The organism is Leifsonia shinshuensis (genome assembly GCF_014217625.1).
In the GTDB taxonomy this organism is placed as follows: Bacteria; Actinomycetota; Actinomycetes; order Actinomycetales; family Microbacteriaceae; genus Leifsonia; species Leifsonia shinshuensis_A.
The window spans coordinates 2,860,017-2,885,589 of sequence record NZ_CP043641.1 but is presented as its reverse complement, the minus strand read 5'-3'; the positions used below and the strand labels follow the sequence as shown (position 1 = coordinate 2,885,589).

The 25,573-nt window shown below is 71.2% G+C and carries 27 protein-coding genes; 14 read left to right on the top strand and 13 right to left on the bottom strand.

Translation table 11 applies throughout. The features are described 5' to 3' along the window. Positions 1 to 16: 16 nt before the first annotated feature. The 4 genes from F1C12_RS13925 to F1C12_RS13910 all read right to left on the bottom strand — a co-directional run bounded on the left by F1C12_RS13925 (position 17) and on the right by F1C12_RS13910 (position 4,357). Entirely contained in the window at positions 17 to 1,405 is a 1,389-nt protein-coding gene (locus F1C12_RS13925; RefSeq protein ID WP_185275539.1) for a glycine--tRNA ligase, read from the bottom strand. 178 nt (positions 1,406 to 1,583) lie between these two features. After that, entirely contained in the window at positions 1,584 to 2,360 is a 777-nt protein-coding gene (locus F1C12_RS13920) for a DUF3800 domain-containing protein (RefSeq protein ID WP_185275538.1), read from the bottom strand. Positions 2,361 to 2,388: 28 nt separating this feature from the next. Next, positions 2,389 to 3,012: a GNAT family N-acetyltransferase gene (locus F1C12_RS13915; protein ID WP_185275537.1), complete on the bottom strand. Its 624-nt coding sequence runs from the start codon at positions 3,010 to 3,012 to the stop codon at positions 2,389 to 2,391. A 34-nt stretch (positions 3,013 to 3,046) separates the two neighbouring features. Continuing rightward, positions 3,047 to 4,357: a glutamyl-tRNA reductase gene (locus F1C12_RS13910; protein ID WP_185275536.1), complete on the bottom strand. Its 1,311-nt coding sequence runs from the start codon at positions 4,355 to 4,357 to the stop codon at positions 3,047 to 3,049. A 113-nt stretch (positions 4,358 to 4,470) separates the two neighbouring features. On the opposite strand from F1C12_RS13910, the gene hemE reads away from it, so the two are divergent. The 11 genes from hemE (at position 4,471) to hemL (ending at position 14,438) form a co-directional block, all read left to right on the top strand. Beyond that, a complete protein-coding gene (gene hemE, locus F1C12_RS13905) occupies positions 4,471 to 5,631 on the top strand; it encodes a uroporphyrinogen decarboxylase (RefSeq protein ID WP_185275535.1) in 1,161 nt (386 codons plus the stop codon). After that, entirely contained in the window at positions 5,628 to 7,274 is a 1,647-nt protein-coding gene (locus tag F1C12_RS13900) for a protoporphyrinogen/coproporphyrinogen oxidase (protein ID WP_185275534.1), read from the top strand. The genes hemE and F1C12_RS13900 overlap by 4 nt, the downstream gene beginning before the upstream one ends. A gap of 6 nt (positions 7,275 to 7,280) precedes the next feature. Further along, the gene (locus F1C12_RS13895) at positions 7,281 to 7,595 is read left to right on the top strand and encodes a hypothetical protein (protein WP_258045900.1); all 315 of its coding nucleotides are present in this window, start codon (positions 7,281 to 7,283) and stop codon (positions 7,593 to 7,595) included. Positions 7,596 to 7,643: 48 nt separating this feature from the next. Continuing rightward, positions 7,644 to 8,054, top strand: a complete 411-nt coding sequence (locus F1C12_RS13890; protein WP_185275533.1) for a phage holin family protein — start codon at positions 7,644 to 7,646, stop codon at positions 8,052 to 8,054. Then, positions 8,044 to 8,259, top strand: coding sequence for a DUF3618 domain-containing protein (locus tag F1C12_RS13885; protein WP_185275532.1), 216 nt, complete (start codon positions 8,044 to 8,046; stop codon positions 8,257 to 8,259). The genes F1C12_RS13890 and F1C12_RS13885 overlap by 11 nt, the downstream gene beginning before the upstream one ends. Positions 8,260 to 8,332: 73 nt before the next feature. Next, positions 8,333 to 9,067 carry a hydrogen peroxide-dependent heme synthase gene (gene hemQ / locus F1C12_RS13880; protein ID WP_185275531.1) on the top strand — a complete coding sequence of 245 codons (735 nt, stop codon included), beginning with the start codon at positions 8,333 to 8,335 and terminating at the stop codon, positions 9,065 to 9,067. Next, complete coding sequence (locus tag F1C12_RS13875) at positions 9,064 to 10,245, top strand: ferrochelatase (RefSeq protein ID WP_374939531.1); 1,182 nt, start codon at positions 9,064 to 9,066, stop codon at positions 10,243 to 10,245. The genes hemQ and F1C12_RS13875 overlap by 4 nt, the downstream gene beginning before the upstream one ends. Beyond that, positions 10,242 to 11,240 (top strand): hydroxymethylbilane synthase, encoded by a 999-nt coding sequence (gene hemC / locus F1C12_RS13870; RefSeq protein WP_185275530.1) that lies wholly within the window; start codon positions 10,242 to 10,244, stop codon positions 11,238 to 11,240. Before F1C12_RS13875 ends, hemC begins: the two co-directional genes overlap by 4 nt. After that, positions 11,240 to 12,031, top strand: a complete 792-nt coding sequence (locus F1C12_RS13865) for a uroporphyrinogen-III synthase (protein ID WP_185275529.1) — start codon at positions 11,240 to 11,242, stop codon at positions 12,029 to 12,031. The genes hemC and F1C12_RS13865 overlap by 1 nt, the downstream gene beginning before the upstream one ends. A gap of 74 nt (positions 12,032 to 12,105) precedes the next feature. After that, on the top strand, positions 12,106 to 13,077 hold the full coding sequence (gene hemB, locus F1C12_RS13860) for a porphobilinogen synthase (protein ID WP_185278966.1): 972 nt from the start codon (positions 12,106 to 12,108) through the stop codon (positions 13,075 to 13,077). Then, positions 13,074 to 14,438: a glutamate-1-semialdehyde 2,1-aminomutase gene (hemL, locus tag F1C12_RS13855; RefSeq protein WP_258046261.1), complete on the top strand. Its 1,365-nt coding sequence runs from the start codon at positions 13,074 to 13,076 to the stop codon at positions 14,436 to 14,438. The genes hemB and hemL overlap by 4 nt, the downstream gene beginning before the upstream one ends. Before the next feature lie 70 nt (positions 14,439 to 14,508). Here the strand turns inward: hemL and F1C12_RS13850 are convergent, their stop codons facing one another. The 5 genes from F1C12_RS13850 to F1C12_RS13830 form a co-directional block, all read right to left on the bottom strand. Then, a complete protein-coding gene (locus tag F1C12_RS13850) occupies positions 14,509 to 14,745 on the bottom strand; it encodes a hypothetical protein (protein ID WP_185275528.1) in 237 nt (78 codons plus the stop codon). A 38-nt stretch (positions 14,746 to 14,783) separates the two neighbouring features. Further along, on the bottom strand, positions 14,784 to 16,037 hold the full coding sequence (locus F1C12_RS13845) for a sugar ABC transporter permease (protein ID WP_185275527.1): 1,254 nt from the start codon (positions 16,035 to 16,037) through the stop codon (positions 14,784 to 14,786). Beyond that, positions 16,037 to 16,870, bottom strand: coding sequence for an ATP-binding cassette domain-containing protein (locus tag F1C12_RS13840; protein WP_185278964.1), 834 nt, complete (start codon positions 16,868 to 16,870; stop codon positions 16,037 to 16,039). The genes F1C12_RS13845 and F1C12_RS13840 overlap by 1 nt, the downstream gene beginning before the upstream one ends. A 145-nt stretch (positions 16,871 to 17,015) precedes the next feature. After that, complete coding sequence (locus F1C12_RS13835) at positions 17,016 to 18,134, bottom strand: ABC transporter substrate-binding protein (RefSeq protein ID WP_185275526.1); 1,119 nt, start codon at positions 18,132 to 18,134, stop codon at positions 17,016 to 17,018. 147 nt (positions 18,135 to 18,281) lie between these two features. After that, entirely contained in the window at positions 18,282 to 19,463 is a 1,182-nt protein-coding gene (locus F1C12_RS13830; RefSeq protein WP_185275525.1) for an ROK family transcriptional regulator, read from the bottom strand. A 140-nt stretch (positions 19,464 to 19,603) separates the two neighbouring features. Between F1C12_RS13830 and F1C12_RS13825 the strand changes: the two genes are divergently transcribed. Continuing rightward, entirely contained in the window at positions 19,604 to 19,990 is a 387-nt protein-coding gene (locus F1C12_RS13825; RefSeq protein ID WP_185275524.1) for a hypothetical protein, read from the top strand. A 23-nt stretch (positions 19,991 to 20,013) separates the two neighbouring features. Here F1C12_RS13825 and F1C12_RS13820 read toward each other — a convergent pair whose 3' ends face one another. After that, a complete protein-coding gene (locus F1C12_RS13820; protein WP_185275523.1) occupies positions 20,014 to 20,403 on the bottom strand; it encodes a DUF1304 domain-containing protein in 390 nt (129 codons plus the stop codon). Positions 20,404 to 20,428: 25 nt separating this feature from the next. Here F1C12_RS13820 and F1C12_RS13815 point away from each other — a divergent pair, with 25 nt between their 5' ends. After that, entirely contained in the window at positions 20,429 to 21,649 is a 1,221-nt protein-coding gene (locus F1C12_RS13815) for an FAD-dependent oxidoreductase (RefSeq protein WP_185275522.1), read from the top strand. 18 nt (positions 21,650 to 21,667) lie between these two features. Here F1C12_RS13815 and F1C12_RS13810 read toward each other — a convergent pair whose 3' ends face one another. The 3 genes from F1C12_RS13810 to F1C12_RS13800 form a co-directional block, all read right to left on the bottom strand. After that, positions 21,668 to 22,048 (bottom strand): DUF1304 domain-containing protein, encoded by a 381-nt coding sequence (locus F1C12_RS13810; RefSeq protein WP_185275521.1) that lies wholly within the window; start codon positions 22,046 to 22,048, stop codon positions 21,668 to 21,670. A gap of 40 nt (positions 22,049 to 22,088) precedes the next feature. Then, positions 22,089 to 23,111 (bottom strand): acrylyl-CoA reductase (NADPH), encoded by a 1,023-nt coding sequence (acuI, locus tag F1C12_RS13805; protein ID WP_185275520.1) that lies wholly within the window; start codon positions 23,109 to 23,111, stop codon positions 22,089 to 22,091. Between the two features lie 97 nt (positions 23,112 to 23,208). Beyond that, on the bottom strand, positions 23,209 to 23,988 hold the full coding sequence (locus F1C12_RS13800) for an isocitrate lyase/PEP mutase family protein (protein WP_185275519.1): 780 nt from the start codon (positions 23,986 to 23,988) through the stop codon (positions 23,209 to 23,211). 159 nt (positions 23,989 to 24,147) lie between these two features. Between F1C12_RS13800 and F1C12_RS13795 the strand changes: the two genes are divergently transcribed. Next, entirely contained in the window at positions 24,148 to 25,569 is a 1,422-nt protein-coding gene (locus F1C12_RS13795; RefSeq protein ID WP_258045899.1) for an LssY C-terminal domain-containing protein, read from the top strand. The last annotated feature ends 4 nt before the right edge of the window (positions 25,570 to 25,573 follow it).

Below are 25,573 nucleotides of genomic sequence, written 5' to 3'. Positions count from 1 at the left end.
CCGCTCCCGCGGAGGGTCAGATCTCGCGCAGACGCTCCGCGAGGTAGCGGTCGAGGCCCTCGAGCGGGATGCGCTCCTGCTTCATCGTGTCGCGGTCGCGGACCGTCACCGCGTCGTCCTCGAGCGAGTCGAAGTCGACGGTCACCGCGAGCGGCGTTCCGATCTCGTCCTGGCGGCGGTAGCGGCGGCCGATCGCGCCCGAGTCGTCGAAGTCGACGTTGCGGCGCTTCCGGAGCTTGTCCGCCAGGCCGCGGGCGAGCGGCGACAGCGCTTCGTTGCGGGACAGCGGGAGGACGGCCACCTTGACCGGCGCGAGGCGCGGGTCGAGGTGAAGGACGGTGCGCTTGTCGGTGCCGCCCTTGGCGTTCGGCACCTCCTCCTCGTCGTACGCGTCCACCAGGAACGCCATCAGCGCGCGGGTGAGGCCGAAGGACGGCTCGATCACGAACGGCACGTAGCGCTCGTTCTTGTTCTGGTCGAAGTAGCTGAGGTCCTTGCCGGAGTGCTCGATGTGCGTCTTCAGGTCGAAGTCGGTGCGGTTCGCGACACCCATCAGCTCGCCCCACTCGCTGCCGACGAAGTCGAACTTGTACTCGATGTCGATAGTGCGCTTCGAGTAGTGCGCGAGCTTGTCCTTCTCGTGCTCGAGACGGCGGATGTTGGCCGGGTCGATGCCGAGGTCGACGAACCAGTCCCAGCAGAGGTCGATCCAGGTCTGGAACCACTCCTCGTCGGTGCCGGGCTCGACGAAGAACTCGATCTCCATCTGCTCGAACTCGCGGGTGCGGAAGATGAAGTTGCCGGGCGTGATCTCGTTGCGGAACGCCTTGCCGATCTGGCCGATTCCGAACGGCGGCTTCTTGCGCGCGGTCTGCAGCACCGCGGCGAAGTCGGTGAAGATGCCCTGCGCGGTCTCCGGGCGCATGTAGTGGAGGCCGGACTCGTCGTCCACGACGCCGAGGTAGGTCTTCATCAGGCCGGAGAACTGCCGGATCGGCGTCCACTGGCCGACCTTGTCCGGGTGGTCCGGGTCGGCGATGTCGTCGAGGCCGTTGGCCGGCGCGTGGCCGTGCTGCGCCTCGTACGCCTCGAAGAGGTGGTCGGCCCGGTAGCGCTTGTGGGTGATGAGGGATTCGGTGAGCGGGTCGCTGAAGACCTGCACGTGACCGGAGGCCTCCCACACGGCGGTGGGCAGGATGATCGCCGAGTCGAGGCCGACCATGTCACCACGTCCGCGCACGAACGCGTTCCACCACTCGCGCTTGATGTTCTCCTTGAGCTCGACGCCGAGGGGACCGTAGTCCCACGCCGAGCGGGTGCCGCCGTAGATCTCCCCCGAGGGGAAGACGAATCCGCGGTGCTGCGCCAGCGTGATGACGGAATCCAGTCTCGACGGTGCGGCCATGGGTGCTCCCTGTTCGGTGCCGGGGGTTGTGGGGGACCCGTCCATCCTACTGAGGATGCGGGGGCGACGTTTAGGGCTCCTCAGTGCACCTAATTGAACGCTGTAGTAGTCTTGCTCTTGCAAAACTCCATGCAGGGTTAAGGACTGCTCGCGGGGTATTGCGGTGCAGACCCCTGGCTCAGGCCGGGGGTTCTTGCGTTGTGGTGAGCCAGTGCACACCCGCGTCGCTGTCAGCCTGCCAATGTTCCGAGGTCTGCATGTACGCCGCGATTGCAGCGTGCGACGGTTGAAACGAGCCGCCCCAGACCTCCGGATGCGCATGCCGATGTGTGTGGTAAGCCCCATAGGCGATGAGATCCGCCGCTTGAATGAGTTGGCTGTACCGGCTGTCCTGCATCACGACGTCTTCGACGATCCGGCGTGTGGACAGCTCGAGAGACCGATGGACCTCGCGGTAAGGGCCCGACGAGCGCAGCGCCCGTTCCCAGAGTTCGTGTCGTTCCCTCGCGTCGAGCATTCCCGTCTCATCGACGCCGTGCTGACCGTCGTAGAAGATCATCACCCGTGTGTCATGAAGCTCCGCCCAATCCTCCAACCATGCGATGAACCTCGCGTACATCACGTGCGGCGATCGCTCGGCTGCGCCGATGGTCACGAGATCGAATCGGCTGCGCTCGCTCAGATGACTCAACGCAATGCGGGCGGCTTTGGCGCGGGCTCGGACGGTGAACGCTGCTTCCTGCACGGGGCTTTCGCAGAACTGCCCTCGACCTTTGAAGAGCTTGTTGGCATGCAGTTCCGCAAGCTTCGGCACGCCGAAGTGCCTATGGATCTCACGCCTGCCGCTCAGCCACGCGTCGAGCACTCGAGTCCACTCGCTGTCGTGGACCAATAACGCGGTCAGCAGCTTCCCACGCGACGGGTCGCCCGAGTCATCGACATAGCAGAGGTGCACGCATCTATGATTTCAGATGCCGCCGACCTCACCGGCCCGCGCGGAAGTCGTCCTCCAGGATCGCGAACACCGCGGTGTCCGACCATTCGCCCTTGAAGATCTCGCTCTGGCGCAGCAGGGCCTCCTGCTTCATCCCGAGGATGCCGCAGAGGCGCGCCGACGCCTCGTTGCGGGCGTCGAGTTGGGCGAAGACACGGTGGCCGCCGAGGGTGTCGAAGCACAGCGAGAGGAGGCGCGTCGTCGCCTCGGTCGCGTAGCCGCGGCCGTGGACCGCCGGGTGGAACACCCAGCCCATCTCGAACTTCGCCCACTCCGCCTTCTTGAGGAACAGGCTCACGTGGCCGATCACCCGGCTGTGGCCGCCCTCCGGGTCCGGGAGCTCGACCGCGTAGACGATGCCGTCGCCGTCGGAGGCGAGGCGGTTCATCGCGATGCGCTTGCGCAGGTGCTCGGCCGACTCGTCGTGGTCGTGCACCTCCCAGTAGAGGTAGCGGGCGACGTCCTTCAGGCGCTCGAACTCGTGGGCGTTCTCCAGGTCGCCGCTGTTGAGCGGGCGCAGCAGCAGCCGCTCGGTGCGGAGCTCCTCCGCGGCGTACGGCAGGCCGGTGGCGGCGTGCGGCTCGGTGGCGGTGATCGTGGCCTCGTCGCTCACGTGTCCTCCTCTGGTGGTTGCTTCTGGACGGACGTCAGGAAGCGGCGGTCTCGTCGTCGACGGCGCGGAGTCCCGGTGCCTGCAGCTGCTGCGGCGCGTCCGCGACCTCCACGCCGAACAGCGCCGACGTCGCGTCCACGAACGCCTGCGCCTCGCCGTTCCTGGCGAGCTCGCGCGCCCGCACCGACGGGGTGTGCAGCAGCACGCCGGCCAGGTGCCGGAGCGCCTGCTCGGTCTGCTCGGACGAGTCGCCCCGGGAGCGCGCCCGCGCGATCTCCGCGTCCAGGATGCCGAACACGTGCGTGCGGAGGGCGACCAGCGCCGGCGTGATCGCCTGCTCGGCGCTCTGCGCAGCGAACTCCGCGGCGGCGGCGCCGACGATCTCGCGGGCGGCGGCGGCGGCGTTCAGCTCCTCGACGGGCGCGTGGATGCTGATGGTCTCCAGGTCGAGCAGCTCGACGCCGCGCAGCTCGGAGACGGCGGGGTCGACGTTGCGGGGGAGGCCGAGGTCGATCACGAGGCGGCGCTCGGCGGCGTCGGGCGCGGCGATCGCGTCCGCCAGCAGGGAGCGGGTGATGACGTGGTCGGTGACGGCCGAGCAGGTGACGACGAGGTCCGCGGCGCCCAGCACCTCCAGGAGGTCGTCGGACTCGACGGGGACGACGTCGTGCGACAGCGCGAACTTCGCCGCGCGCCCCGTCGGGGAGAACACCTGCACGTCGACCACGCCGCGCTCGCGCAGCGCGGCCAGGCTGGCGCCGGCGTACTTGCCGGTTCCGACGAGCAGCACGCGCACGGCCGCCCAGTCGCTGATCCGGCTCTCGGCGAGTTCGAGCGCGAGGCGGACCATCGAGCGGCCGGCGGTCATGATGCCGGTCTGGTTCTTGACCCCGCGGGACGTGCGCGACGCGACCTGGAAGACGCGCTCCAGGTTCCCGGTCACGGTGCCGGAGGTACGGGCCGCCTGCAGTGCGCGGCGCACCTGCCCGGCGATCTCGCCCTCCCCGACGACGACCGACTCGAGGCCGCTGGAGACGGAGAAGAGGTGTTCGGCCACGGCGTCGTCGCTGTAGACGGCGCTGGAGGAGCGGAGGAGGTCGGCGTCGATGCCGCTGGCGGCCGCGACGGTCTCGATCACGCGCGCGGTGGTCGCGGCTCCGGCGAGCGGCTGGGCGTCCACATCCAGGTAAGCCTCGAACCGGTTGCAGGTGGCGAGGACGACCGATCCTGCGACCATTCCGTGCTGCTCCGCGAGTGCCGCGGTGACGGCCGGCGCATGGCGCTCGAGCCGTTCGAGGAGGTCGAACTCCGCAGTGCGGTGGCTCGACGAGAAGCAGAGAAGCACGGGGGAAAGAATACGCTCGGCGCCGACCAGACTCGAATCGAGATACCGCGTCCTGCGGCTGTTCGACGGGATTCCCGGGGGATTGGCAGATTCGTCCCTGGCAGAATCGTCGGGTGACCTCCCTCGACCCGACCCACCCGCTCTCCGAAGGCCGAACCGCGGGCAGTCGCCTGGTCCGCTCCTATCAGGGCGAACGCCAGGAGACCGTCCCCGTCTGGTTCATGCGCCAGGCCGGACGCTCGCTGCCCGAGTACCGCGAGCTGCGCGTCGGCACGCACATGCTCGACGCCTGCCTCGACCCCGCCATGGCGAGCGAGATCACGCTGCAGCCGGTGCGCCGGCACGGCGTGGACGCGGGCATCTTCTTCAGCGACATCGTCGTGCCGCTGAAGCTGGCCGGCGTCGCCGTGGAGATCCAGCCCGGCAAGGGCCCCGTGTTCGAGAGCCCGGTGCGCACCGCGGCCGACGTGGCGCGGCTCGAGGAGGTCGACCCGGCCTCCCTCGGCGCCGACACGTTCGCGCCGATCGCCGAGGCGGTCCGGCTCACGACGGCCGAGCTGGGCGACACCCCCTTGATCGGTTTCGCCGGCGCCCCCTTCACCCTCGCCGCGTACCTCGTCGAGGGCGGCCCGTCCAAGGACCACATCCGCGCACGCACGCTCATGCACGCCGACCCGGAGACCTGGGCCCGGCTGATGGCGTGGAGCGCCGACGTGACCGGCGCCTTCCTGCGCGCGCAGCTGCTCGCCGGCGCGAGCGCCGCCCAGCTCTTCGACTCCTGGGCCGGCTCGCTGTCGCTGCACGACTACGTCACCCACGTCGCCCCCGCCTCCGCCAGGGCGCTCTCGCACATCCGCGACCTCACCTACGAGGTCCCGCGGCCTCCCGTAGCTGCCGTGGACGCCGTCGGCGACGCGCCCGTGAACGACGAGCCGCTGGTGCGCAACGTGCCGATCGTGCACTTCGGCGTCGGCACCGGCGAGCTGCTGAAGGCCATGCACGAGGTGGGCGCGGACGCGGTCGGCGTCGACTACCGCACGCCGCTGGACGAAGCCGCCCGCCGGCTCGGCCACGTCGTGCCGGTGCAGGGCAATGTCGACCCGGCGATGCTCGACGCGCCCTGGGAGGTGCTGTCCGCCCACGTCGTGGACGTCCTGGAGCGCGGCCGGGAGGCGCCGGCGCACGTGCTGAACCTGGGCCACGGCGTCCCGCCGGAGACCGACCCGACGGTGCTGACCCGCGTGGTCGAGCTCGTCCACGGATGGCGGGCATGACCTCCGAGCCTCTCGACCACGACGCGGTGACGGAGAGCATCCGGCACGCGGTGGAGGCCGCCCCGACCCGCATCGTGGTGATCGGCGGGGGAGTCTCCGGGCTCGTCGTGGCGCGCGAGTGCGCCCGCCCCGGCTTCGAGGTCACGGTGCTGGAGGCCTCGGGTCGCGTGGGCGGCTCGGTGGCGCCACTGGAGCTCGGCGGCATCACCGTGGACGCCGGAGCGGAGAGCTTCGCGACCCGCGGCGGCCACGTCGCCGCCCTCCTGGACGACCTCGGCCTCGCGGGAGATGTCGTGGAGCCGAACCCCGCAGGCGCGTGGGTCCGCAACGGCACGCGCACCGTCCCGCTGCCGAGGGCCGGCCTGCTCGGCATCCCGAGCTCCCCGCTGGCGACCGACGTCGTCGCCGCGATCGGCTGGGGCGGTGCGGTCCGCGCCTACCTCGACCGGCTCCTCCCCGTGCTCAAGATCGGCCAGGAGCGCAAGCTCGGCACGCTGGTGCGCAAGCGGATGGGGTCGAAGGTCCTGAACGAGCTGGTGTCCCCTGTCGTCACCGGCGTGTACTCGGCGAACCCCGACGACCTCGACGTGGATGTGGTCGCGCCCGGGCTCAACGCGGCGCTCACGCGGCTCGGATCGCTCTCCGGCGCCGTGGGCGAGCTGCGCTCGGCCGCCAAGGCCGGCAGCGCCGTGGGCGGCATCCGCGGCGGCATGTGGCGGCTGCCGGCGGCGCTCGGCGCGGACATCGCGGCGCGCGGCGGAACCGTGCGCACCGATGCCGTCGTCGTCTCCGTGACGCCGTGGGCGGCGCCCGATCCCGGGGACGTGACCGCCGCCGCGGTGGAGGACGCCATGGCCGCCGCCGAGGGCGAGATCGCGCTCGACGGGCTCGTGCTCCCCGGTCGCGCCCTCCACGAAGAGCCGAGCGACCAACCGGCGGAGGCCGCTGATACGCGTCCCGCCCGCTGGACCGTGACCCTCGCGGACGGCGCAACCATCGACGCCGATGCCGTGGTCGTCACCGCACCCGCCGACGCCGCCCTCGCCCTGCTCCCCGGCATGGCAGGCGGACTCGGTGACCTCGCCGCGCTCGACTGGCCGCCCGCGTCCAGTGTCGAACTGGTCACGCTGATCCTCACGGACGATCGGGTCGGCACGGCGCCGCGCGGCACCGGAGTGCTCGTCGCCGACGGCCCGGGCTCCGGCGTCGCGGCCAAGGCCATGACGCACTCCAGCGCCAAGTGGGCGTGGGTGGCGGAGGCCGCCGGCGAGGGGCGCCACGTGGTGCGGTTGTCCTACGGCCGCGCCGGCCGGGCGTCCGACACCCTCGCCCTGTCCGATGCCGAGCTCCGGCAGCAGGCGGTCGCCGACGCGGGGGCGCTGCTGAATATTCCGCTCACGGAATCCGCTGTCTCCGCGTTCGCCCGGACCCCCTGGACGAACGCCCTCCCCTATGCCACAGTGGGGCAGCGGGAGCGCATCCAGCGCGTCCGCGAGGCAGCTGAGAACGTCGAGGGGCTCGAGGTGACCGGCTCCTGGCTGACCGGGACCGGGCTCGCGTCCGTCATCCCGGACGCGCGCCGGGTGGCGGAACGGGCCAGGGGTCTACGCTGGAAGGCACTGACCGACGACCTGGAGGGGTGAGACGGAATGCGGGGCAAGATTCTCTTCGTGACGGGTGCGGCGGTGGGCTACGTGCTCGGCACGCGCGCCGGTCGCAAGCGCTACGAGCAGATGAAGTCGGCCGCCCTCAAGGTCTGGGAGTCGCCGGGGGTGCAAAAGCAGGTGAACGCCGTCGAGGACTACGTCGCCCAGAAGGTCGGCGAGGCGCCCGAGGCGATCTACATCACGATCAAGAAGGCCGTGGTCCGCGCGAACGACCGCCGCAAGGAGACTCGTTCCGGTTCCGGCAAGCCGGGGGTGGCCGTCGTCCCCGTCACGCGAGATGATCCTGAGACGGCCTGATCCGGTCGCGAACATTCAGTACGGGTGCCACGGAAGGGCGGTGAGCCGATGACCGATCGGGAACGTGCCAGGTCGCAGTCGCTGGGTGAGCTGATCGCGTCGCTCCCGCGGCTGCTGATCCAGCTGGTGAAGGCCGAGCTGGCGAATCTGAGGGCCGAGTACGCCGAGAAGGCGAAGTATGCCGGGATCGGCATAGGGCTCTTCGTGGTCGCCGCCGCGTTCCTCTTCTTCGCGCTCGGCGTGCTCGTCGCCGCAGCGATCCTGGGGCTCGCCGTCGTTCTGCCCGGCTGGGCCGCGGCGCTCATCGTTTTCGGCGCCCTCGTCGTGATCGCCGTGATCCTCGCGCTCGTCGGTGTCGGCTCGTTCAAGAGGATGGACGGCGCCGCGCCCAAGCAGACCATCGCCAGCGTCAAGTCCGACATCGACGCAGTGAAGGGGCTGGGCAAGTATGACAACTGACCGCAACGGCGTCGAGACGGCCCGCGCCGACCTGGCCGCCACGATCGACGCCATCCAGTACAAGCTCAACGTCCCCGCGCGGGCATCCGAACGGTTCCGCAGGCTCCGCGACGAGAACCCGCTGGCGCTCGTCGGCCTCGCGGTCGGGGTGGCCGTCGTCGTGGGGGGCGCGGTCTGGGGGATCGTCGCCGCCTCCCGTCGCTGACGGCGGGGTCCCGGGCCGCTGACGCGACCCGTCCGGTTTTTGCCTTCTCAGCTTTGCGAGGGAGACTGTCGGTATGAGTACCCCGGCTGCCGTTCCGGCAGAGTCGACCGCCCCCGAAGACACCACCCCCGAAAGCCCCAGCGGCTTCACCCTCTGGGCCGTCCTGCGCCGGGACCCCGCGCGTCCCGACGACCTCGACGGCACCGACGTGCCGCGGGCCGTCCAGGAGCTCGAAGGCGTGATCGCCGACATCGAGCTGCAGGGCGTCGTCACCCGCGGGCTGTACGACGTGAGCGGCCTCAAGGCCGACGCCGACATCATGGTCTGGCTGCACGGCCCCGAGGCCGAGACCCTGCAGTGGGGCCTCCGCCAGCTCCGCCGCACCCGCCTCTTCAAGGCGCTGCTGCCGACCTGGAACGCCATGGGCGTGCACCGCGACGCCGAGTTCAACCGCCAGCACGTCCCCGGATTCCTCCGCGGCAAGGAGGCGAGGGGCTGGCTCTGCGTCTACCCGTTCGTCCGCAGCTACGAGTGGTACCTGCTGCCCGACGAGGAGCGCTCCACGATGCTCGCCGAGCACGGGCGCAAGGGCGCCGCGTTCCGCGGGGTGCTGGCCAACACGGTCGCGGCGTTCGCGCTCGGCGACTACGAGTGGATCCTGCCGCTGGAGGCCGACGAGCTCACCGACCTGGTCGACGTGATGCGCGAGCTCCGCTACACCGAAGCGCGCCGCCACGTGCGCGAAGAGGTGCCGTTCTTCACCGGTCGCCGCATCCAGCCGGCCGAGGTCGTGGAGGTCCTGCAGTGACCGGGACCGAGGCCGTTCCGCGGGTGCTCGGCGCGACCGACGCCGCCGCGTCCGGGCCGGAGCACGTGACGGAGCCCGTCGCGTACGACGCGATCCTCCTCGCCGGTTTCGGCGGTCCGGAGGGCCAGGACGACGTCATCCCGTTCCTGCGCAACGTGACCCGCGGCCGCGGCATCCCGGAGGAGCGCCTGGAGGAGGTCGCGCACCACTACCGCCACTTCGGCGGGGTGAGCCCGATCAACGACCAGAACCGCGAGCTGAAGGCCGCGCTGGAGGCCGAGCTGGCCTCGCGCGGCATCGACCTTCCCGTGCTGTGGGGCAATCGCAACTGGGACCCGTACTTGGAGGACGCCCTCGCCGAGGCGCAGGAGCGCGGCCTCACCAAGCTGATCGCCATCGCGACCAGCGCCTACTCCTCCTACTCCAGCTGTCGGCAGTACCGCGAGGACTTCGCCCGCGTGCTGGAGGAGAAGGGCCTGGAGGGCACCATCCAGATCGACAAGGTGCGCCAGTTCTTCGACCACCCGGGCTTCGTCGAGCCGTTCATCGAGGGCGTGCGCAACGCCGTCGACGAGCTGCGCGAGCGCGTCCCCGGCATCGACCCGGCGACCGAGATCCGCATCCTCTACTCGACGCACTCCATCCCGTCGACGGACGCCGCAAAGTCCGGCCCCGCCGAGCGTGGCTTCGGTGAAGGCGGCGCCTACGCGGCCCAGCACCTCGCCGTCGCCGAGGTCGTCTCGCAGGAGGCCACCGGCGGCGTCATCGGCTGGGACCTGGTCTACCAGTCCCGCTCCGGGCCGCCCTCGATGCCGTGGCTGGAGCCCGACATCAACGACCGCATCGCGGAGCTGCCCGCGCTCGGCGTCAAGGCTGTGATCATCGTCCCTCTCGGGTTCGTGAGCGATCACATGGAGGTCCTCTGGGATCTCGACAACGAGGCCATGGAGACCAGCGGGGAGAACGGCCTGGTCGCCGTCCGCGTGCCGACCCCCGGCACCCACGCCCGCTACGTGAAGGGCCTGGTCGACCTCGTCCTGGAGCGCCGCGACGGCGTCCCGGTCGAGCAGCGTCCAGCGCTGACCACCCTCGGCCCCTGGTACGACGTGTGCCGCCCGGGCTGCTGCGAGAACGTCCGCCTCGGCTTCAAGCCCGCCGCCGCGGGACTCGCGCCGTGAGCGGCACGGTGAGCAAGGCCGACGGCGCGTCCGCGCGACGCGACGGCGTGCTGCGTATCGGCACGCGCGGCAGCCAGCTGGCGGTCGCGCAGACCACCGCCGTCGCCGAGTCGATCGCGCGGGCGACCGGGCTGGACGTCGAGCTGGTCACCGTCACCACGCACGGCGACACCTCGCGCGAGTCGCTCTCCGAGCTCGGCGGCACGGGTGTGTTCGCCACCGCGCTGCGGGAGGCCCTCCTCGCCGACGAGTGCGACCTCCTGGTGCACTCGCTCAAAGACCTGCCGACCGCCCAGGCCCCCGGGCTCGTCATCGGCGCCGTGCCCAAGCGGGCCGACGCGCGCGACGCCCTGTGCGCGCGCGACGGCCTCACGCTGGAGACGCTGCCGGAGGGCGCGAAGGTGGGCACCGGCTCGCCCCGTCGCGTCGCTCAGCTGAAGTCGGTCCGTCCCGACCTGGAGGTCGTGGACATCCGCGGCAACGTGGACACCCGGCTCGGCCGGGTCGCGGAGGACGACCTCGACGCCGTCGTGCTCGCCGCCGCGGGTCTCGGCCGGCTCGGCCGCCTCGACGCGGTCACCGACTTCTTCGCCCTGTCGCAGGTTCCGACGGCTCCCGGCCAGGGCGCGCTCGCGCTGGAGGTCCGCGAGGGCGAGCAGACCGGCCGCGGCGACGTCGCCCGCGCGCTGAAGGCCGTCGACCACGCGACCACGCACGCCTGCGCGACCGCCGAGCGCGCGGTGCTGGCCGGGCTCGAGGCCGGCTGCGCCGCTCCGATCGGCGCGACCGCGCTGGTCGAGGACGGCCTGCTGTTCCTCACCGCCACCGTGTACCGCCCGGACGGCACCGAGCGGCTCACGGCATCCCACGCCGCCACTCCGGACTCCTTCGGCCTCGCCGACCTCACCGAGGCTGCGCACGACGTCGGAGCCCGCGTGGTGGCCGAACTGCTCGGCGCGGGGGCCGCCGACCTGGCCCCGCTCGGGAGCGCATGATGACCCCCACCCCGTCCTCCCCGAAGCCGCTCGCCGGCTGGCGCGTGCTCGTGCCCCGGGGCGGGCCGTGGGGCGACTCGGTCGCCGCCGACCTCCGCGCCAAGGGCGCGTCGCCGGTCGTGGCCGCGATGATCAACTTCGCGCCGACCGCTGACGCCCCCGCGCTGGAGGCCGCGCTGGCCCGGCTCGCGGACGGCGGATTCGACTGGGTGACCGTCACCAGCGCCACCACGGTCGACGTGCTGAGCGCCGCGCGCGCGGTCGTCCCGCCCTCCACGCGGATCGCGGCCGTCGGCGAGACCACGGCCGCTGCGCTGGCCGCGGCAGGCTACGCGGTCGACCTCGTCCCGTCCGAGGACAACTCCGCCCGCGGACTGCTGGAGGAGTGGACGGCCGCCACCGAGGGCGTCGTCCCGCTCCGCGTCCTGACCCTCCGCTCGGAGATCGCCAAGCCCCTGCTCACCGAGGGGCTGCGTCGTATCGGCCATGACGTGGAGTCCGTGGTCGCCTACCGCACCGTGGGCATCGCGGTGCCGGAGAGCATCGTCGCCGACGTGCGCGAAGGCCTGGTTCAGGCCATCCTCGTCACCAGCGGCTCCGTGGCCGAGCAGGTGCAGGTGCAGCTCGGCCCGATCCCCGAGAGCACCCTCGTCGCCGCGATCGGACCGCAGACCGCGCGCGACGCGCGGGAGTACGGCCTCCGTGTCGATGTGATCGCCGACGAGCGCACGGCGACCTCCCTCATCGAGGCCGTCGCCGCCGCGGCCACCGAGCGCTCCGAAGCCTCCTGACCGCCGGCTCCCCGGACCGCCGCCGTACGGCAGGCACCCAGCGCCGCGGGCGTAGGCTGGGGAGAGTGAGTGAGTTGCATCCTGTTGTGCGGCCCCGGCGCCTTCGGCAGTCTCCTGCCCTGCGCCGTCTGACGGCCGAGACCCGCCTCCACCCGGCCGAGCTGATCCTTCCGCTGTTCGTGCGGGAGGGCGCCGCCGAGCTGCAGCCGATCGGCTCCATGCCCGGCGTCGCTCAGCACAGCATCGACTCCCTGAAGCGCGCCGCCGTGGAGGCCGCGGAGGCCGGTGTCGGCGGCGTCATGCTCTTCGGCGTCCCGGAGACGCGGGACGCGGTGGGCACCGCCGCCACCGACCCGGACGGCATCCTCAATGTCGCCACCCGCGCCGTCGCCGCCGAGGTGGGCGACGCGCTGGTCGTCCAGACCGACCTGTGCCTCGACGAGTTCACCGACCACGGCCACTGCGGAGTGCTGGACGGCGAAGGCCACGTCGACAACGACGCCACGCTGCTGCGCTACCGCGACATGGCGATCGCGCAGGCGGAGGCCGGCTCGCAGATCCTCGGCCTCAGCGGGATGATGGACGGCCAGGTCGCCGCCGTGCGCGACGCGCTCGACGCCGCCGGCCGCACAGACGTCGTCATCCTCGCCTACGCCGCCAAGTACGCCTCCGGCTTCTACGGCCCGTTCCGGGAGGCCGTGGACTCGCAGCTCTCCGGCGACCGCCGCGCCTACCAGCAGGACCCGGCCAACCGCCGCGAGGGACTGCGCGAGGCGCAGCTCGACCTCGACGAGGGCGCGGACATCCTCATGGTGAAGCCGGCCCTCAGCTACCTCGACGTCCTCAGCGACGTCGCCGCCATCAGCGACGTGCCGGTCTGGGCCTACCAGGTCTCCGGCGAGTACGCGATGGTGGAGGCCGCAGCCGCGAACGGCTGGATCGACCGCGAGCGCGTCATCGAGGAGACCCTGATCGGCGTTCGCCGTGCGGGCGCCGACGCCGTGCTCACCTACTGGGCGACCGAGGTCGCGGGATGGCTCCGATGAACGACTACCTCAACACCGGCTCGCAGGACCTCCAGGGGCTCGCCGACGGCGTCGCGATCGGCGACGTCAACCTCGCCCAGTTCGAGCGCGCGCAGCGGGTCATCCCCGGCGGCGTGAACTCACCGGTCCGCGCCTTCCGCTCGGTCGGCGGCACGCCGCGCTTCATGGTTTCGGCCCGCGGCCCGTACATCGTGGACGCCGAAGGCCGCGAGTACGTGGACCTGGTCGCGTCCTGGGGTCCGGCGATCCTCGGCCACGCGCATCCCGCCGTGATCACCGCCGTGCAGGAGGCCGCAGCGCGCGGGCTCTCGTTCGGCGCCTCCACGCCGGCCGAGACCGAGCTGGCGGAGGCCGTGCTCGGCCGGGTGCCGTTCATCGACAAGCTGCGACTCGTCTCCACCGGCACCGAGGCGACGATGACCGCGATCCGCCTGGCGCGCGGCTTCACCGGCCGTCCGCTGCTGATCAAGTTCGCCGGCCACTACCACGGCCACTCCGACAGCCTCCTCGCCGAGGCCGGCTCGGGGCTCGCGACGCTCGCACTGCCCGGCTCGGCCGGCGTGACCGAGGCGACGGCCGCGCAGACGCTGGTGCTGCCGTACAACGACCTCGACGCCGTCCGCGCCGCCTTCGAGGCGAACGGCCCGGACATCGCGGCCGTGATCACCGAGGCCGCCGCCGCGAACATGGGCGTCGTCGCCCCCGACGAGGGCTTCAACGCCGCGCTGACCGACCTCGCGCACGAGTACGGCGCACTGCTCATCCTGGATGAGGTGCTCACCGGCTTCCGGGTGAGCGAGGCGGGATTCTGGGGCCTCGACCGCGGCTACACTCCCGACCTCGTCACGTTCGGCAAGGTCATCGGCGGCGGGATGCCGCTGGCGGCCGTCGGCGGGCGCGCGGAGCTGATGGACTTCCTGGCGCCGACCGGCCCGGTCTACCAGGCGGGCACGCTCTCCGGGAACCCGGTCGCCGTCGCCGCCGGCCTCGCCACGCTGGCGAACGCCGACGAGGCCGTCTACGACCGGCTCGATGTCGTCGCCGACACCCTGTCGAGCGCCGTCTCCGACGCCCTGGCCGCGGAGGGCGTCGCCCACCGCGTGCAGCGCGCCGGCAACCTGTTCAGCTTCGTCTTCGGCGACTTCGCGGCGGCCCCGCGCACGTACGCCGAGGTGCAGTCGCAGGAGGCGTTCCGCTACCGTCCGTTCTTCCACACGATGCTGGACGCGGGCGTCTCCCTGCCGCCGAGCGTCTTCGAGGCGTGGTTCGTCACGGCCGCCCACGACGACACGGCCGTCGGCCGCATCCTCGAGGCCCTCCCGGCCGCCGCCCGCGCGGCCGCGCAGGCCACCCCGGCCTAAACCCCCTCCGCCGAAGGGCACGTAAACGCCCCTAAAACACCGCTTTAGGGGCGTTTACGTGCCCTTCGACTCACTCGTCGGCGGCGGACGGCTCGCGCGAGAGGGACTCGACGTACGTGTACGTGGCGGACGCGGGCCAGCCGTCCGCGTCGAGCAGTGCGTAGACGTCGAAGTTGAGCGCCCCGCCGCCTCCCGCCGCCCGCCGCAGCGTGCGCGGCGGGACGTCCGACGACGCCCGCACCGTCACGGTCTGCGGATCCACGCCCGAACGGAGAAGGCGGGCGTGGAAGGTGGTGGTTCGGGTCACCGGTCCACCTTCTCACACCCGCCCGGAGCGCTGTCCGGCTAGCCTTGCCCGTGCGATTCGCGCGAGCGGCGGGACAGCGAGTCGATGATCACGGCGAGCAGCAGGACCGCGCCGGTGATCATGAAGCGGTACGACGAGTCGAGGTTGAGCAGCGTCAGGCCGTTCGAGATGGACTGGATGACCAGGATGCCGAGCAGGGCCGACCACGCGGAGCCGCGGCCTCCGAAGAGGCTCGTGCCGCCGATGACCGCCGCGGCGATCGCGTTCAGGTTCGTGTCCGTGCCACCGGATCCCGCGCTGACCGAGGCGAGGCGGGCCGCGGCGAGCAGTCCGCCGATCGCGGCGAACGTCGAACACAGGATGAACACGCTGATGAAGATGCGGTTCACCTTGATGCCGGCGCGGCGCGCGGCCTCCACCGAGCCGCCGACTGCGAAGACCGAGCGGCCCCACTTCGTGCGCGTCAGGAAGAAGTTCATGATGATCACGAGGATCACGAAGAACAGGAACATCGCGCCGGTGCCGCGGTCGGTCGACAGGTACCAGACGGCGATGCACAGGCCGATGAGCAGCAGCCCCGCCTTGATCAGGACGACGGCCATCGAGCCCTCGGAGAGTCCCGCGTTGCGCCGGCGGACGTTGCGCCGCCAGTCCGACCAGAACATGGCGAGCGCGGCGATCACGGCAAGCGCATAGGCGGCCCACGGCGGCAGGAAGGTCTGCTGCGCGAACTTCACGATCCACGAGTCGTACGGGATGTTGATCGAGCTGTTCGGGCCGAGGATCCAGAGCTGCACGCCCAGGAAGCCGAGCAGACCGGCCAGCGTGATCACGAAGCTCGGCACGCCGAACCGGGTGAACAGGATGCCGTAGAGGAGGCCGATCACCGACCCGGCGAGGATCGCGACGATCACGGTCAGCGCCAGCGGCCAGTGCAGCTGCGTGAACGCGACGCCGAGGATGGCGGCCGCGACGCCGCTGACCGAGCCGACGGAGAGGTCGATCTGCCCGAGCAGCAGCACGAGCACGATGCCGATCGAGATCGTGCCGATCGCGGCGCACTGCAGAGTCAGGTTGACCAGGTTGTTCGCGCTCAGGAAGTTGGGGTTGAGGATCTGGAAGACCACCCAGATCACGATGAGCCCGACGACGACCGGCAGGGAGCCGAGGTCGCCGCCGCGCACGCGGCGGCCGAACGCGCGGACCGCGCCGCCCAGCCCCTCCTCGCGGATGAGCCGCTCGTCCTGGAGGTCGGCAGCGACCTGGGCCGGAGTCTCTGGTGCCTTGGTCATCAGGCGTTCCCTTCGCTGTTCTCGATGCGCTCCACGCGCTCCTCGATGCGTTCGGCCCGCTGCGCGACGACGTTGTCGGTGGCGCCGGTGATCGCCGAGATGATCTCTTCGTAGCTGACGTCGGGAACCCGGAAGTCCCCGTTGTTGCGGCCGAGCCGCAGGACGGCCACACGGTCGGCGACCGCCTGGACGTCGGCCATGTTGTGGCTGATCAGGATGACCCCGAGGCCGCGCTCGCGCAGCCGCTCGATCAGGTTCAGCACCTCGGCGGTCTGGGCGACACCGAGGGCCGCCGTCGGCTCGTCCAGGATGACGATGCGCGGGTCGCCGATCAGCGAACGGGCGATCGCGACCGTCTGGCGCTGGCCTCCGGAGAGCGACGCGACGGCGATGCGGACCGACGGGATCCGCGCCGAGAGCTGCCGCAGCAGGCTCCACGACCGCTTCTCCATCTCCTCCTCGTCGAGCGTTCCTCGGGTGATCTCCCGACCGAGGAAGAGATTGGACACGACGTCGAGGTTGTCGCAGAGCGCGAGATCCTGGAAGACCGTGGCGATGCCGAGCGAGCGGGACGCGGCCGGCGAGGGGATGCTCACGTCCTGGCCGTCGAAGGTGATCGTCCCGGCGTCCTGCGGGTGCACTCCCGCGAGGATCTTGACCAGGGTCGACTTCCCGGCCCCGTTGTCGCCGACGAGGGCGACGACCTCACCCGGGTAGACGTCGAGGTGGATGTCGGTGAGCGCCTGCACGGCTCCGAACCCCTTCGACACCCCCCGTAGCGAGAGGACGGGCTCTCGGCTGGACCGCTCCTGGTCGGTGACCGCGGATTCCATCGTCACGGCGTTCTCCTTCGGGCCTGACGCGATGCTGTCGCGTGGTGCTGGATAGTGCTGTCTTGGTAACTGTATGGCGGAACCACCCGGCCCGGGATGCGGTGTTCCGCGCCCCGGGCCGGGTGGCCCCTGGTGGTTCTTTCGACTACTTGATGCCGTACTTGTCGCACGCCGCCTTGTAGTCCGCGGTGCAGATCTTGGCTGCGGAGTCCGAGCCGTAGAACTGGTCCTTCACGACCGTGGACTCGATGTTGTCCGTGGTCACCGCGACCGGGGTCAGCAGGATGGACGCGATCTTGGCGCCGCCGGCCGTGGCCACCTGGGTGGTCTGCTCGGACGGCTTCTGGCCCTTGGTCAGAGCGATGGCGAGGGTCGCCGCCTGCTCGGCCTCCGGCTTCAGCGCCTTGTAGACGGTCATGTACTGGTCGCCGGCGAGGATCCGCTGGATACCCGCGAGCTCAGCGTCCTGACCGGTCGTCGGGGGCAGCGGGCTGAGGTTGGCCGCCTTCATGGCCGCGATCGCGCCACCGCCGGTGCCGTCGTTCGCCGCGTAGACGCCCTTGATCTGGTTCTTGAACTGCGAGACCTGACCGGACACCCAGTCCTGGGCCTTGGCGGGGTCCCATCCTGGTGTGTCGTACTCGGCCAGCACCTTGTAGCCGCTGGAGTCGATGACGCTGTGCGCGCCCTTCTTGAAGAGGGTCGCGTTGTTGTCGGTCGGCGAGCCGTTGACCATCAGGATGCCGCTGCCCGCGGGCACGTTGTCCTTCTTCAGCTTGTCCACCAGCGCCGTGGCCTGCAGCTGTCCGACCTTCTCGTTGTCGAACGAGATGTAGTAGTTCAGGTCGGGGCTGTCGATGAGGCGGTCGTAGGAGATGACCGGGATGTTCTTGGCCTTCGCCTCGCCGACGATCGACGCGGCGGCCTCACCGTCGAACGGGTCGAGGACGAGGACCTTGACACCCTGCGTCAGCATGGACTCGGCCTGCTGCTGCTGCTTGCTCGCGTCGCCGTCCGCGTTCGCGTACAGGACCGTGCAGCCGGAGCAGAGCGACTTGACCTTCGCCTCGAAGTAGGGCTTGTCCGCCGCCTCGTAGCGGGCGGTGACGGAGTCGGGGAGGAGGAGGCCGATCTTGGCGTTCGCGGCGCCCGACGCGTTGTTCGTCGAGGTGTTACCGGAACCGTTGGAACAGGCTGTGAGGGTGAGGGCTGTGGCCAGGACCGCTGCGGACACCATGACCGCTCTCTTGGTGGCGATCTTCATTGAAAAACCTCCGATTCGAGCCGCCGACGTTGGCGACTGGGTTGAGTGTGTCAGGGGCCGCCGGTTGGCGTCAATACTTGAATTCAAGCTTTCGATAACGGTTCGTCACGGATGGGGGGCAACGGGGGTCACGGTGGTTTCAGACCCTCAGACGGCCACCCCTCCGGACGTGATCGAGATGCTGTCGACCGCGTGGGCGACGGCGCCGAGGGTGGCCGCCCGCACGCCGAGCTGGCCCTGGACGATGTCGGGCATGAGGTCCTCGTTGACGATGATCGAACGCTCGACGGCGTGACGCATCGGGCCGAGCAGGAGTTCTCCCGCGCGGGCGAGCTCGCCGCCCACGACGACCCGCTCCGGGTCGAGCAGGTTGCAGAGGTTCGCCGTCGCGATCCCGATGTGCCGGCCGGCGTCGGCGATCGCCCGGATGCAGCGCGCGTCTCCCGCCATGGCTTGGAGGACGACGTCGCCCAGCTTCAGGCTGCCGAGGTGGTCGCGCAGCTCGTCCAGGATCGCGGGGCCGCCGGCGATGGCCTCCAGGCAGCCGCGGTTGCCGCACCGGCAGAGCGGGCCGTTCTCGCGGATCGTGGTGTGCCCGAACTCGCCGGCCACGCCGTTGTTGCCGCGGAACAGCTGCCCGTTGAGCAGCAGGCCGGCGCCGATCCCGTCGCCGACCTCCAGGGTGATCGACGTGCGCTTGCCGCGCCCGGCGCCGAGCCGCGACTCCGCGAGGGCGGTGAGGTTGGCCGCATTGTCGATGAAGACGGGTCTTTTCACCCGGCGTTCCAGCGCCTCCGCGATCACGACGCCGTCCCAGCCGCGCATGATGCCGCTGCGCGCGATCGTGCCGGTGGCCCGGTCGAGCGGCGCGGGCACCGCGAGCCCGACTGCCAGCACCTCGTCGCGGGAGGCGTCGACGGAGTCGAGCATGTCCGTCAGCAGCAGCGCCACCTTGTCGAGCTCGTTGTCGGCGCGGTGGTCCTTGGCGAGCGGCATGTGGTTCTCGGCGACGACCGTGTTCGCCACGTCGGCCAGGGCGACCCGCAGGTGCCTGGTCGAGAAGTGGACGCCGACGACGAGCCCAAGCGCGTGCGCGAGCGTGACGTGCTGGGCGCGCCGGCCCGATCGGATGCTCTGCGCCGTATGCAGCACGCCGGAGGTCGACAGCTCCTTGACGATGTTGGAGACCGTGGCGGGGGAGAGCCCAGTCGCACCGGCCAGCTCCACCTGGGTCAGGCCGCCGTGCTTCTTGATGGCGTCGACGATCCGAGCCCGGTTGGCTTCACGAAGTGAAGTCTGCGAGCCCGGAGTCCGCCGCTGCGTTGCCACGACGAGAAGGATACATGCCGGTGCGGTTTGCGGATCATGCGAGTCCTCCGACGGTTCCCGGGGCGTCCTCCAACCCAACGGTTACGGGTTTGTGAGATTCACGACCCCCGTCGGCGCCGGTCGGCGGGCAGGATAGACCTATGGCCGACCTGCACGTTCACCCCGACCGCCTGGAGATCCACCTCACCCGGGCCGAGAAGGTGCTCTCCGTGCGTCGGGAGGATCTGGTGATCCCGCGGGAGAGCATCCGATCGGTCGCGATCACGGAGGACCCGTGGATCTGGATCCGCGGCATCCGTGCTCCGGGAGCGGCCGTCCCGCTCACACTCTCGGTTGGCACGTGGAAGTTCCACGGCGGCAAGGACTTCCTGCTCATCAAGGGCAAGCAGCGCGCCGCGGTGGTCGTCGACCTCGACGGCGAGGAGTTCTCCCGCGTGATCGTGTCGACGCCGCACGCCGCCAAGCTGGTGGAGGCGCTGCGCGTGGGTGTGGGGGAGATCCCCGCCGACGGCGAGGTCATCGACTGACGCGCTGTCCGGCGTGCGCGGTGCTATCCCGCGTGCGCGACCGAGAACAGCACCAGCCCGACCAGCGGCGGCACCCCCTGCAGCAGTGACGCGCCCCAGAACCGGCGCCCGGTCGTGAGCAGCACGACCGAGGCCAGCACCATGCACGCCCCGGTGAAGAACATCAGCCCGAAGCCGACGTGGCGCAGGGTCGTCCAGTACAGCACCAGTCCGACGGCGGCCCCGCCCGCGAGGAAGAGGTTGTAGAACCCCTGGTTGTAGGCCATCGGCCGCACCACGTCGGCGTCCCGCTGCGACGTGAGCCCGAAGCGCCGCCACACGTTCGGCGACGACCACAGCATGCTCTCCATCGCGAAGAACACGAGGTGCACGACCGCCGCGAGCGCGATGAGGACGGAGCCGAGGATCGCCATGGGGGGGAGACTACGCTTCGTGGTGATGGAATCGCTGCAGGCGTCCTGCGCTGTCTCCGGGGGTGGACCCGCCGGGATGATGCTCGGGCTCATCCTCGCCCGCGCCGGACTCGACGTGGTCGTGCTGGAGAAGCACGCCGACTTCTTCCGGGATTTCCGCGGCGACACCATCCACCCGTCGACCGTCGGCGTGCTCGGCGAGCTCGGGCTGCGGGACGCCTTCCTCGGCCTCCCGCACACCAGCATCCGCACGCTCGACGCGGTCGTGGACGGCACCCGGCTGCACCCCATCGACTTCGGGAGGCTGCCGCCGCCCGACGACTTCCTCGTGCTCGCGCCGCAGTGGGACTTCCTGACCTTCCTGGCCGGAGAGGCGGAGCGCTATCCGAACTTCCGGCTGCTGATGCGGACCGAGGCGACCGGCCTCCTCCGCGACGGCGACGTGGTGCGGGGGCTCACGGCGCGGGGCCCCGACGGCCCGCTGGAGGTGACGGCCGACCTGACCGTGGCCGCGGACGGCCGTGACTCGGTCCTGCGCGCCGCCGCCGGCCTCCGTCCGCGGCGCTTCGGCGTGCCCATCGACGTGATCTGGTTCCGCCTCCCGAAGCCCGCGCAGACCCAGCCGTCCACGCTCGCCTACCTGGGCGATGGCGCGATGGTGATCACGATCGACCGCGGCGACTACTTCCAGACCGGCCTGGTCATCGCGAAGGGCGGCATCGACCAGTTGCGCTCGGCTGGTCTCCCCGCCTTCCGCTCGGCCGTCGCCGGCGCCGCCCCGTTCCTGCGCGAGCCGCTGGAGACGATCACCGACTGGGAGCCGCTCAAACTGCTGAGCGTCCAGATCGACCGCCTCCCGCGCTGGTACCGGCACGGCTTCCTCGCGATCGGGGACGCCGCGCACGCGATGTCCCCGGCCTTCGGCGTCGGGGTCAACTACGCCGTCCAGGACGCCGTCGCCACCGCCAACGCGCTCGCCGCGCCCCTGCGCGACGGCCCGGTCGACCTCCGGCTCCTGGACGCGGTGCAGCGTCGGCGCCTCCCTCCGGTGACGTGGATGCAGCGCATCCAGCTCGCCGCGCACCGCGGCATCACCCGCCCGGGCGCCGGTCCGTTGCTCTCGCGCTCGCCGTCGCCCGCGTTGCGCCTGGCGATCGCCGCGGCGACCCCGGTGGCGCAGCGCCTCACCGCACGCCTGATCGGCCGCGGCCTCCGTCCCGAGTCGCTGGCGCCGCCGCTGCGCTAGCGGTGTGCCGGGGCGGGCCTACGAGAACAGCAGGAGCACGATGCCGATCAACGGCAGGATGCCCTGGATGAGCGCCGACCGGAGGTATCCCCGCCCGGTGGTCACGAGCACGACCGAGGCTGCGAGCATGCTCCCCATCGTGAAGTAGATGAGCGCGAGCCCTGCGGCGTGCGCCCCGACGCCGAGCAGGATGAGCCCGATGACCGCCCCGATGGCGAGGAAGAGGTTGTAGAACCCCTGGTTGTACGCCATCGGCCGCGTCGTGTCCGCGGCCGCCTGATCGGCGACCCCGAACCGCTTCCAGACTCCGGGCCGCACCCACCCGACGCTCTCCATGAAGAAGATCCCGACGTGGAGCACGGCAGCCAGCGTGACGACGACGGTCGCAAGCACGATCATGCGGTCAGCCTATTGCAGGGGCGCGCGTGGCGGCCGGACGTCAGGCGCGCACGTCCACCACCGTCCGACCGCGCAGCCGCCCGGCGAGGATGTCCTCCGCCGCCGGGATCGCCTCCGTCAGCGGGATGAACCGCGTCATCGCGGCGAGCGCCTCCTCGTCCAGGTCGGTCGCGAGCCGGCGCCACGCCGTCTCCCGCAGGGCCGCCGGCGCCTCGACCGAGTTGATCCCGACCAGCGTCACCGCCCGCAGGATGAACGGCATGACGGTCGCCGGGAGGTCGGGCCCCTGCGCGAGCCCGCACGCCGCGACCGTCCCGCCGTACCGCGTCTGGGCCAGCACGTTCGCGAGCGTCTGGCTGCCGACCGAGTCGACCGCCCCGGCCCAGCGCTGGCTCTGCAGCGGCCGGCCTTCGAGGGAGAACTCGGCCCGGTCGATGATCTCCGTCGCCCCGAGGTCCGTCAGGTATCCCGCCAGTTCCTCCGGCCGCCCGGTGGACGCGGTAACCGGATAGCCGAGTTTCGCCAGCAGGGCGATCGCCACCGACCCGACCCCGCCTGCGGCGCCCGTCACCAGCACGCTCGACCCCTCGGCGTGCACGGCCTCCGGCTGGACCCCGTTGCGCTCCAGCGCCAGGACGGCCAGCATCGCCGTGAATCCTGCCGTCCCGATCGCCGCCGCCTGCGCAGAGCTGAGCGAGTCCGGCACCCGCACGAGCGCGTCCCCGCGCACCCGCGCGCGCTCGGCGAGCCCGCCATGATGCCCCTCGCCGATCCCGTCCCCGTTGAGCACCACCCGGTCGCCGGGCCGCCACCGGGGATCCTCCGACGCCTCCACGACGCCCACGAGGTCGATGCCCGGGATGAGCGGCGACACCCGCGCGACCCCCGGCCTGCCGGCGATCGCGAGCCCGTCCTTGTAGTTGAGATCGGAGAACTCGACGGCGACGGTCACGTCCCCCGGCATGAGGAACGCATCGGTCACCCGCCGCACCTCGGCGGTGTGCGCGAGGATGCGGGACCCCTCCTTCTCCTGCTCGATGACGATGGCACGGAAGTCGGTCATGCTTCTCCTTCGGTGGTGGGAGGCGGGTGGGCGTCGGTCCTGGGAGGCTCGGCTGCTCGGGGCGCAACGCGGCCGTGACGGCTCGCGCGGCCCGCGGTCAATTCAGGGTCGCCGGAACGTCCCCCGGAAGCTCGCCGCCCGCATACAGTTCCGCCGCGGCCCGCTGCAACGCGGCGAGCGCCACGCGCTGCGGCCACGGCCCGTACGAGACGCGGGCCACGCCCAGCTCGTGGAGGCGCGCCGGTGGCAGTGACCCCGGCACCGCGATCACGCTCACCTTCCGCACCCCGATCCCGCCGACGAGCTGCGTCACGGTCTCCTCGTCCAGCCGTCCCGGCACGAACACGCACGTCGCGCCCTCGTCGAGGAACGCGCGCCCGCGGCGGATCGCCTCCTCGGTCTTCTCCGCGGCCGTCGGGAACGAGTCCCTGATCCAGACGTCCGTGCGGGCGTTGAGCGCGAACGGCACCCCTTCGGCGTCGGCCGCCGCGACAGCCGCCCGCACGTGTGCGACGGCCTCCTCGAACGGGCGGACCTGGTCCTCCAGGTTCGCCCCGACCACGCCGACGCCGATCGCCCGGCGGATCGTCTCGCCAGGGTCGCCGTACCCGCCTTCGAGGTCGGCGCTCACCGGGAGGTCGGTGGTCGCGACGATCCGGCCGACCATGTCGAGCATGAGGTCGAGCGGGATGTTCTCGCCGTCCTCGTAGCCGAGCGCCGCGGCGATCGAGTGGCTGGCTGTGGCCAGCGCGCGCGTCTCCGGGAGGGCGGCGACCGCCTTCGCGCTGATCGCGTCCCACACGTTGACGACCTGCAGCAGCTCGGGGGCGTCGTGGAGGCGACGCAGCTCGGAGCCGCGTTCGGTGATGGAGGTCATGACGCCACCCTACGACCCGCGCCCGGCGCGCTCTAGGATGAGCGCATGGCGGGCGCCGCTGATCCGGAGGGGCCGCCGCGAGCGCAGCCCGCGGCCGACGATGGAGGGCGGCCTAGCCCCCCGACCCCCGCCAAGACCCTCTCCGCCACCGGCCGGCGGATGTCCGTCAACGCCGTCGCAGACAACGTCTTCTTCGTGTTCGGCGGCGTCGCAGCCGTCTGGCTGGCGTGGATCATCCTGACCGAGAGCTTCTCGTGGGGTTGGTTCCTGCTCCTCTTCTTCATCGTGTTCTGGGTCGTCCTCGCCTACCTGGTGCTGCCGCGGCTGCACCGCATCCTCACCCAGATCTACGTGCCCGACTATTTCATCGGCCGCGCCCGCACGAGCGACGGCCTCCTCGGCGACCCGATCAACCTCGCGCTGCTCGGGTCGGAGGCGCAGCTGGACGAGGCGATGATCCAGGCCGGCTGGACCCGCGCCGACGACGTGACCGCCGCCTCCAGCCGCCGCATCATCACCTCGACCCTGCTGCGCCGCAGCTACGACGAAGCGCCGGTGAGTCCACTGTTCCTGTTCGGGCATCAGCAGGACGTCGCCTACCAGCAAGAGGTCAAGGGCAACCCGGCCAAGCGTCACCACGTCCGGTTCTGGCGCTGCCCCGAGGGCTGGCTGCTCCCGGGCGGCCACCGCGTCGACTGGCTCGCGGCCGGGACCTTCGACCGCTCGGTCGGCTTCTCGCTCTTCACTCTGCAGATCACGCACAAGATCGACGCGAACACCGACATCGAACGCGACCACATCGTCTCCACTCTCGAGCGGGCGGACATCGGTGCGGAGGTCGCGGTGATCCGGGACTTCTCGTCCGGCTACCACGCACGCAACGGCGGCGGCGACGCGATCGAGACGGACGGCGACCTCCCCGTCGTCGACCTGTCCTCGGTGGTGGTCGAGCCGCGTGCCGTCGCGGTCGCCGCCGACGCAGATCAGCGCCGCCTCGCCCGCGCCGAGCACCGCCCCGTGCCGACCACGCTCGGCTTCCTGCTCATGGTGCTCCGCGTGCTGGCCGGTGTGCTGACCGTGGTGCTCACCGTGCTGGCCTGGCCGCTGTTCATCCGTTCGGAGCTCCTCTCGGAGACCGGCAAGGCTCTCACGGCTGCCGAGCAGCAGAGCGCCGACCTGGTGTTCGGCATCGCGATGGGCCTGTTCGCCGCCGGGCTGGTGTTCTACTTCGCCATCGCGCTCCTCGTCTTCACGGGGAGCAACTGGGCGAGGATCGTCGCCATGTCGTACAGCGCGCTGCTGATCATCCTGGCCGCGATCGACTTCTTCAACGGCGGAGAGCAGGTCACCCTCCGGACCAACATCCTCGGCCTCCCGCTCGACATCCTGGTGGTGCTCGCCCTGTCGTCCCAGCGTGCACGGCTCTGGGCCCGTCGACCCCGGGTGCGGCCACGGCGCGGTGCGTCCACCGGCGCAGACGCTCTCACCACAGCGACCCCCACCGCCGCGGATCCCGACGCCCAGGAGGCCGCCGCGCTCGCCGCGGAGGACGCCCCCGCCGACGACACCACCGTCCGCTGACCGC

Excerpts from the sequence above, each read along its gene's own strand:
- F1C12_RS13810 (WP_185275521.1), bottom strand. The coding sequence starts at position 22,048 with ATGATCGTGCTTGCGACCGTCGTCGTCACGCTGGCTGCCGTGCTCCAC.
- F1C12_RS13925 (WP_185275539.1), bottom strand. The coding sequence starts at position 1,405 with ATGGCCGCACCGTCGAGACTGGATTCCGTCATCACGCTGGCGCAGCAC.
- hemL (WP_258046261.1), top strand. The coding sequence starts at position 13,074 with ATGAACGACTACCTCAACACCGGCTCGCAGGACCTCCAGGGGCTCGCC.
- F1C12_RS13835 (WP_185275526.1), bottom strand. The coding sequence starts at position 18,134 with ATGAAGATCGCCACCAAGAGAGCGGTCATGGTGTCCGCAGCGGTCCTG.
- F1C12_RS13815 (WP_185275522.1), top strand. The coding sequence starts at position 20,429 with ATGGAATCGCTGCAGGCGTCCTGCGCTGTCTCCGGGGGTGGACCCGCC.
- F1C12_RS13845 (WP_185275527.1), bottom strand. The coding sequence starts at position 16,037 with ATGACCAAGGCACCAGAGACTCCGGCCCAGGTCGCTGCCGACCTCCAG.
- F1C12_RS13865 (WP_185275529.1), top strand. The coding sequence starts at position 11,240 with ATGACCCCCACCCCGTCCTCCCCGAAGCCGCTCGCCGGCTGGCGCGTG.
- F1C12_RS13795 (WP_258045899.1), top strand. The coding sequence starts at position 24,148 with ATGTCCGTCAACGCCGTCGCAGACAACGTCTTCTTCGTGTTCGGCGGC.
- F1C12_RS13900 (WP_185275534.1), top strand. The coding sequence starts at position 5,628 with ATGACCTCCGAGCCTCTCGACCACGACGCGGTGACGGAGAGCATCCGG.
- F1C12_RS13885 (WP_185275532.1), top strand. The coding sequence starts at position 8,044 with ATGACAACTGACCGCAACGGCGTCGAGACGGCCCGCGCCGACCTGGCC.
- F1C12_RS13895 (WP_258045900.1), top strand. The coding sequence starts at position 7,281 with ATGCGGGGCAAGATTCTCTTCGTGACGGGTGCGGCGGTGGGCTACGTG.
- acuI (WP_185275520.1), bottom strand. The coding sequence starts at position 23,111 with ATGACCGACTTCCGTGCCATCGTCATCGAGCAGGAGAAGGAGGGGTCC.
- hemQ (WP_185275531.1), top strand. The coding sequence starts at position 8,333 with ATGAGTACCCCGGCTGCCGTTCCGGCAGAGTCGACCGCCCCCGAAGAC.
- F1C12_RS13840 (WP_185278964.1), bottom strand. The coding sequence starts at position 16,870 with ATGGAATCCGCGGTCACCGACCAGGAGCGGTCCAGCCGAGAGCCCGTC.
- F1C12_RS13820 (WP_185275523.1), bottom strand. The coding sequence starts at position 20,403 with ATGGCGATCCTCGGCTCCGTCCTCATCGCGCTCGCGGCGGTCGTGCAC.
- F1C12_RS13800 (WP_185275519.1), bottom strand. The coding sequence starts at position 23,988 with ATGACCTCCATCACCGAACGCGGCTCCGAGCTGCGTCGCCTCCACGAC.
- F1C12_RS13890 (WP_185275533.1), top strand. The coding sequence starts at position 7,644 with ATGACCGATCGGGAACGTGCCAGGTCGCAGTCGCTGGGTGAGCTGATC.
- F1C12_RS13825 (WP_185275524.1), top strand. The coding sequence starts at position 19,604 with ATGGCCGACCTGCACGTTCACCCCGACCGCCTGGAGATCCACCTCACC.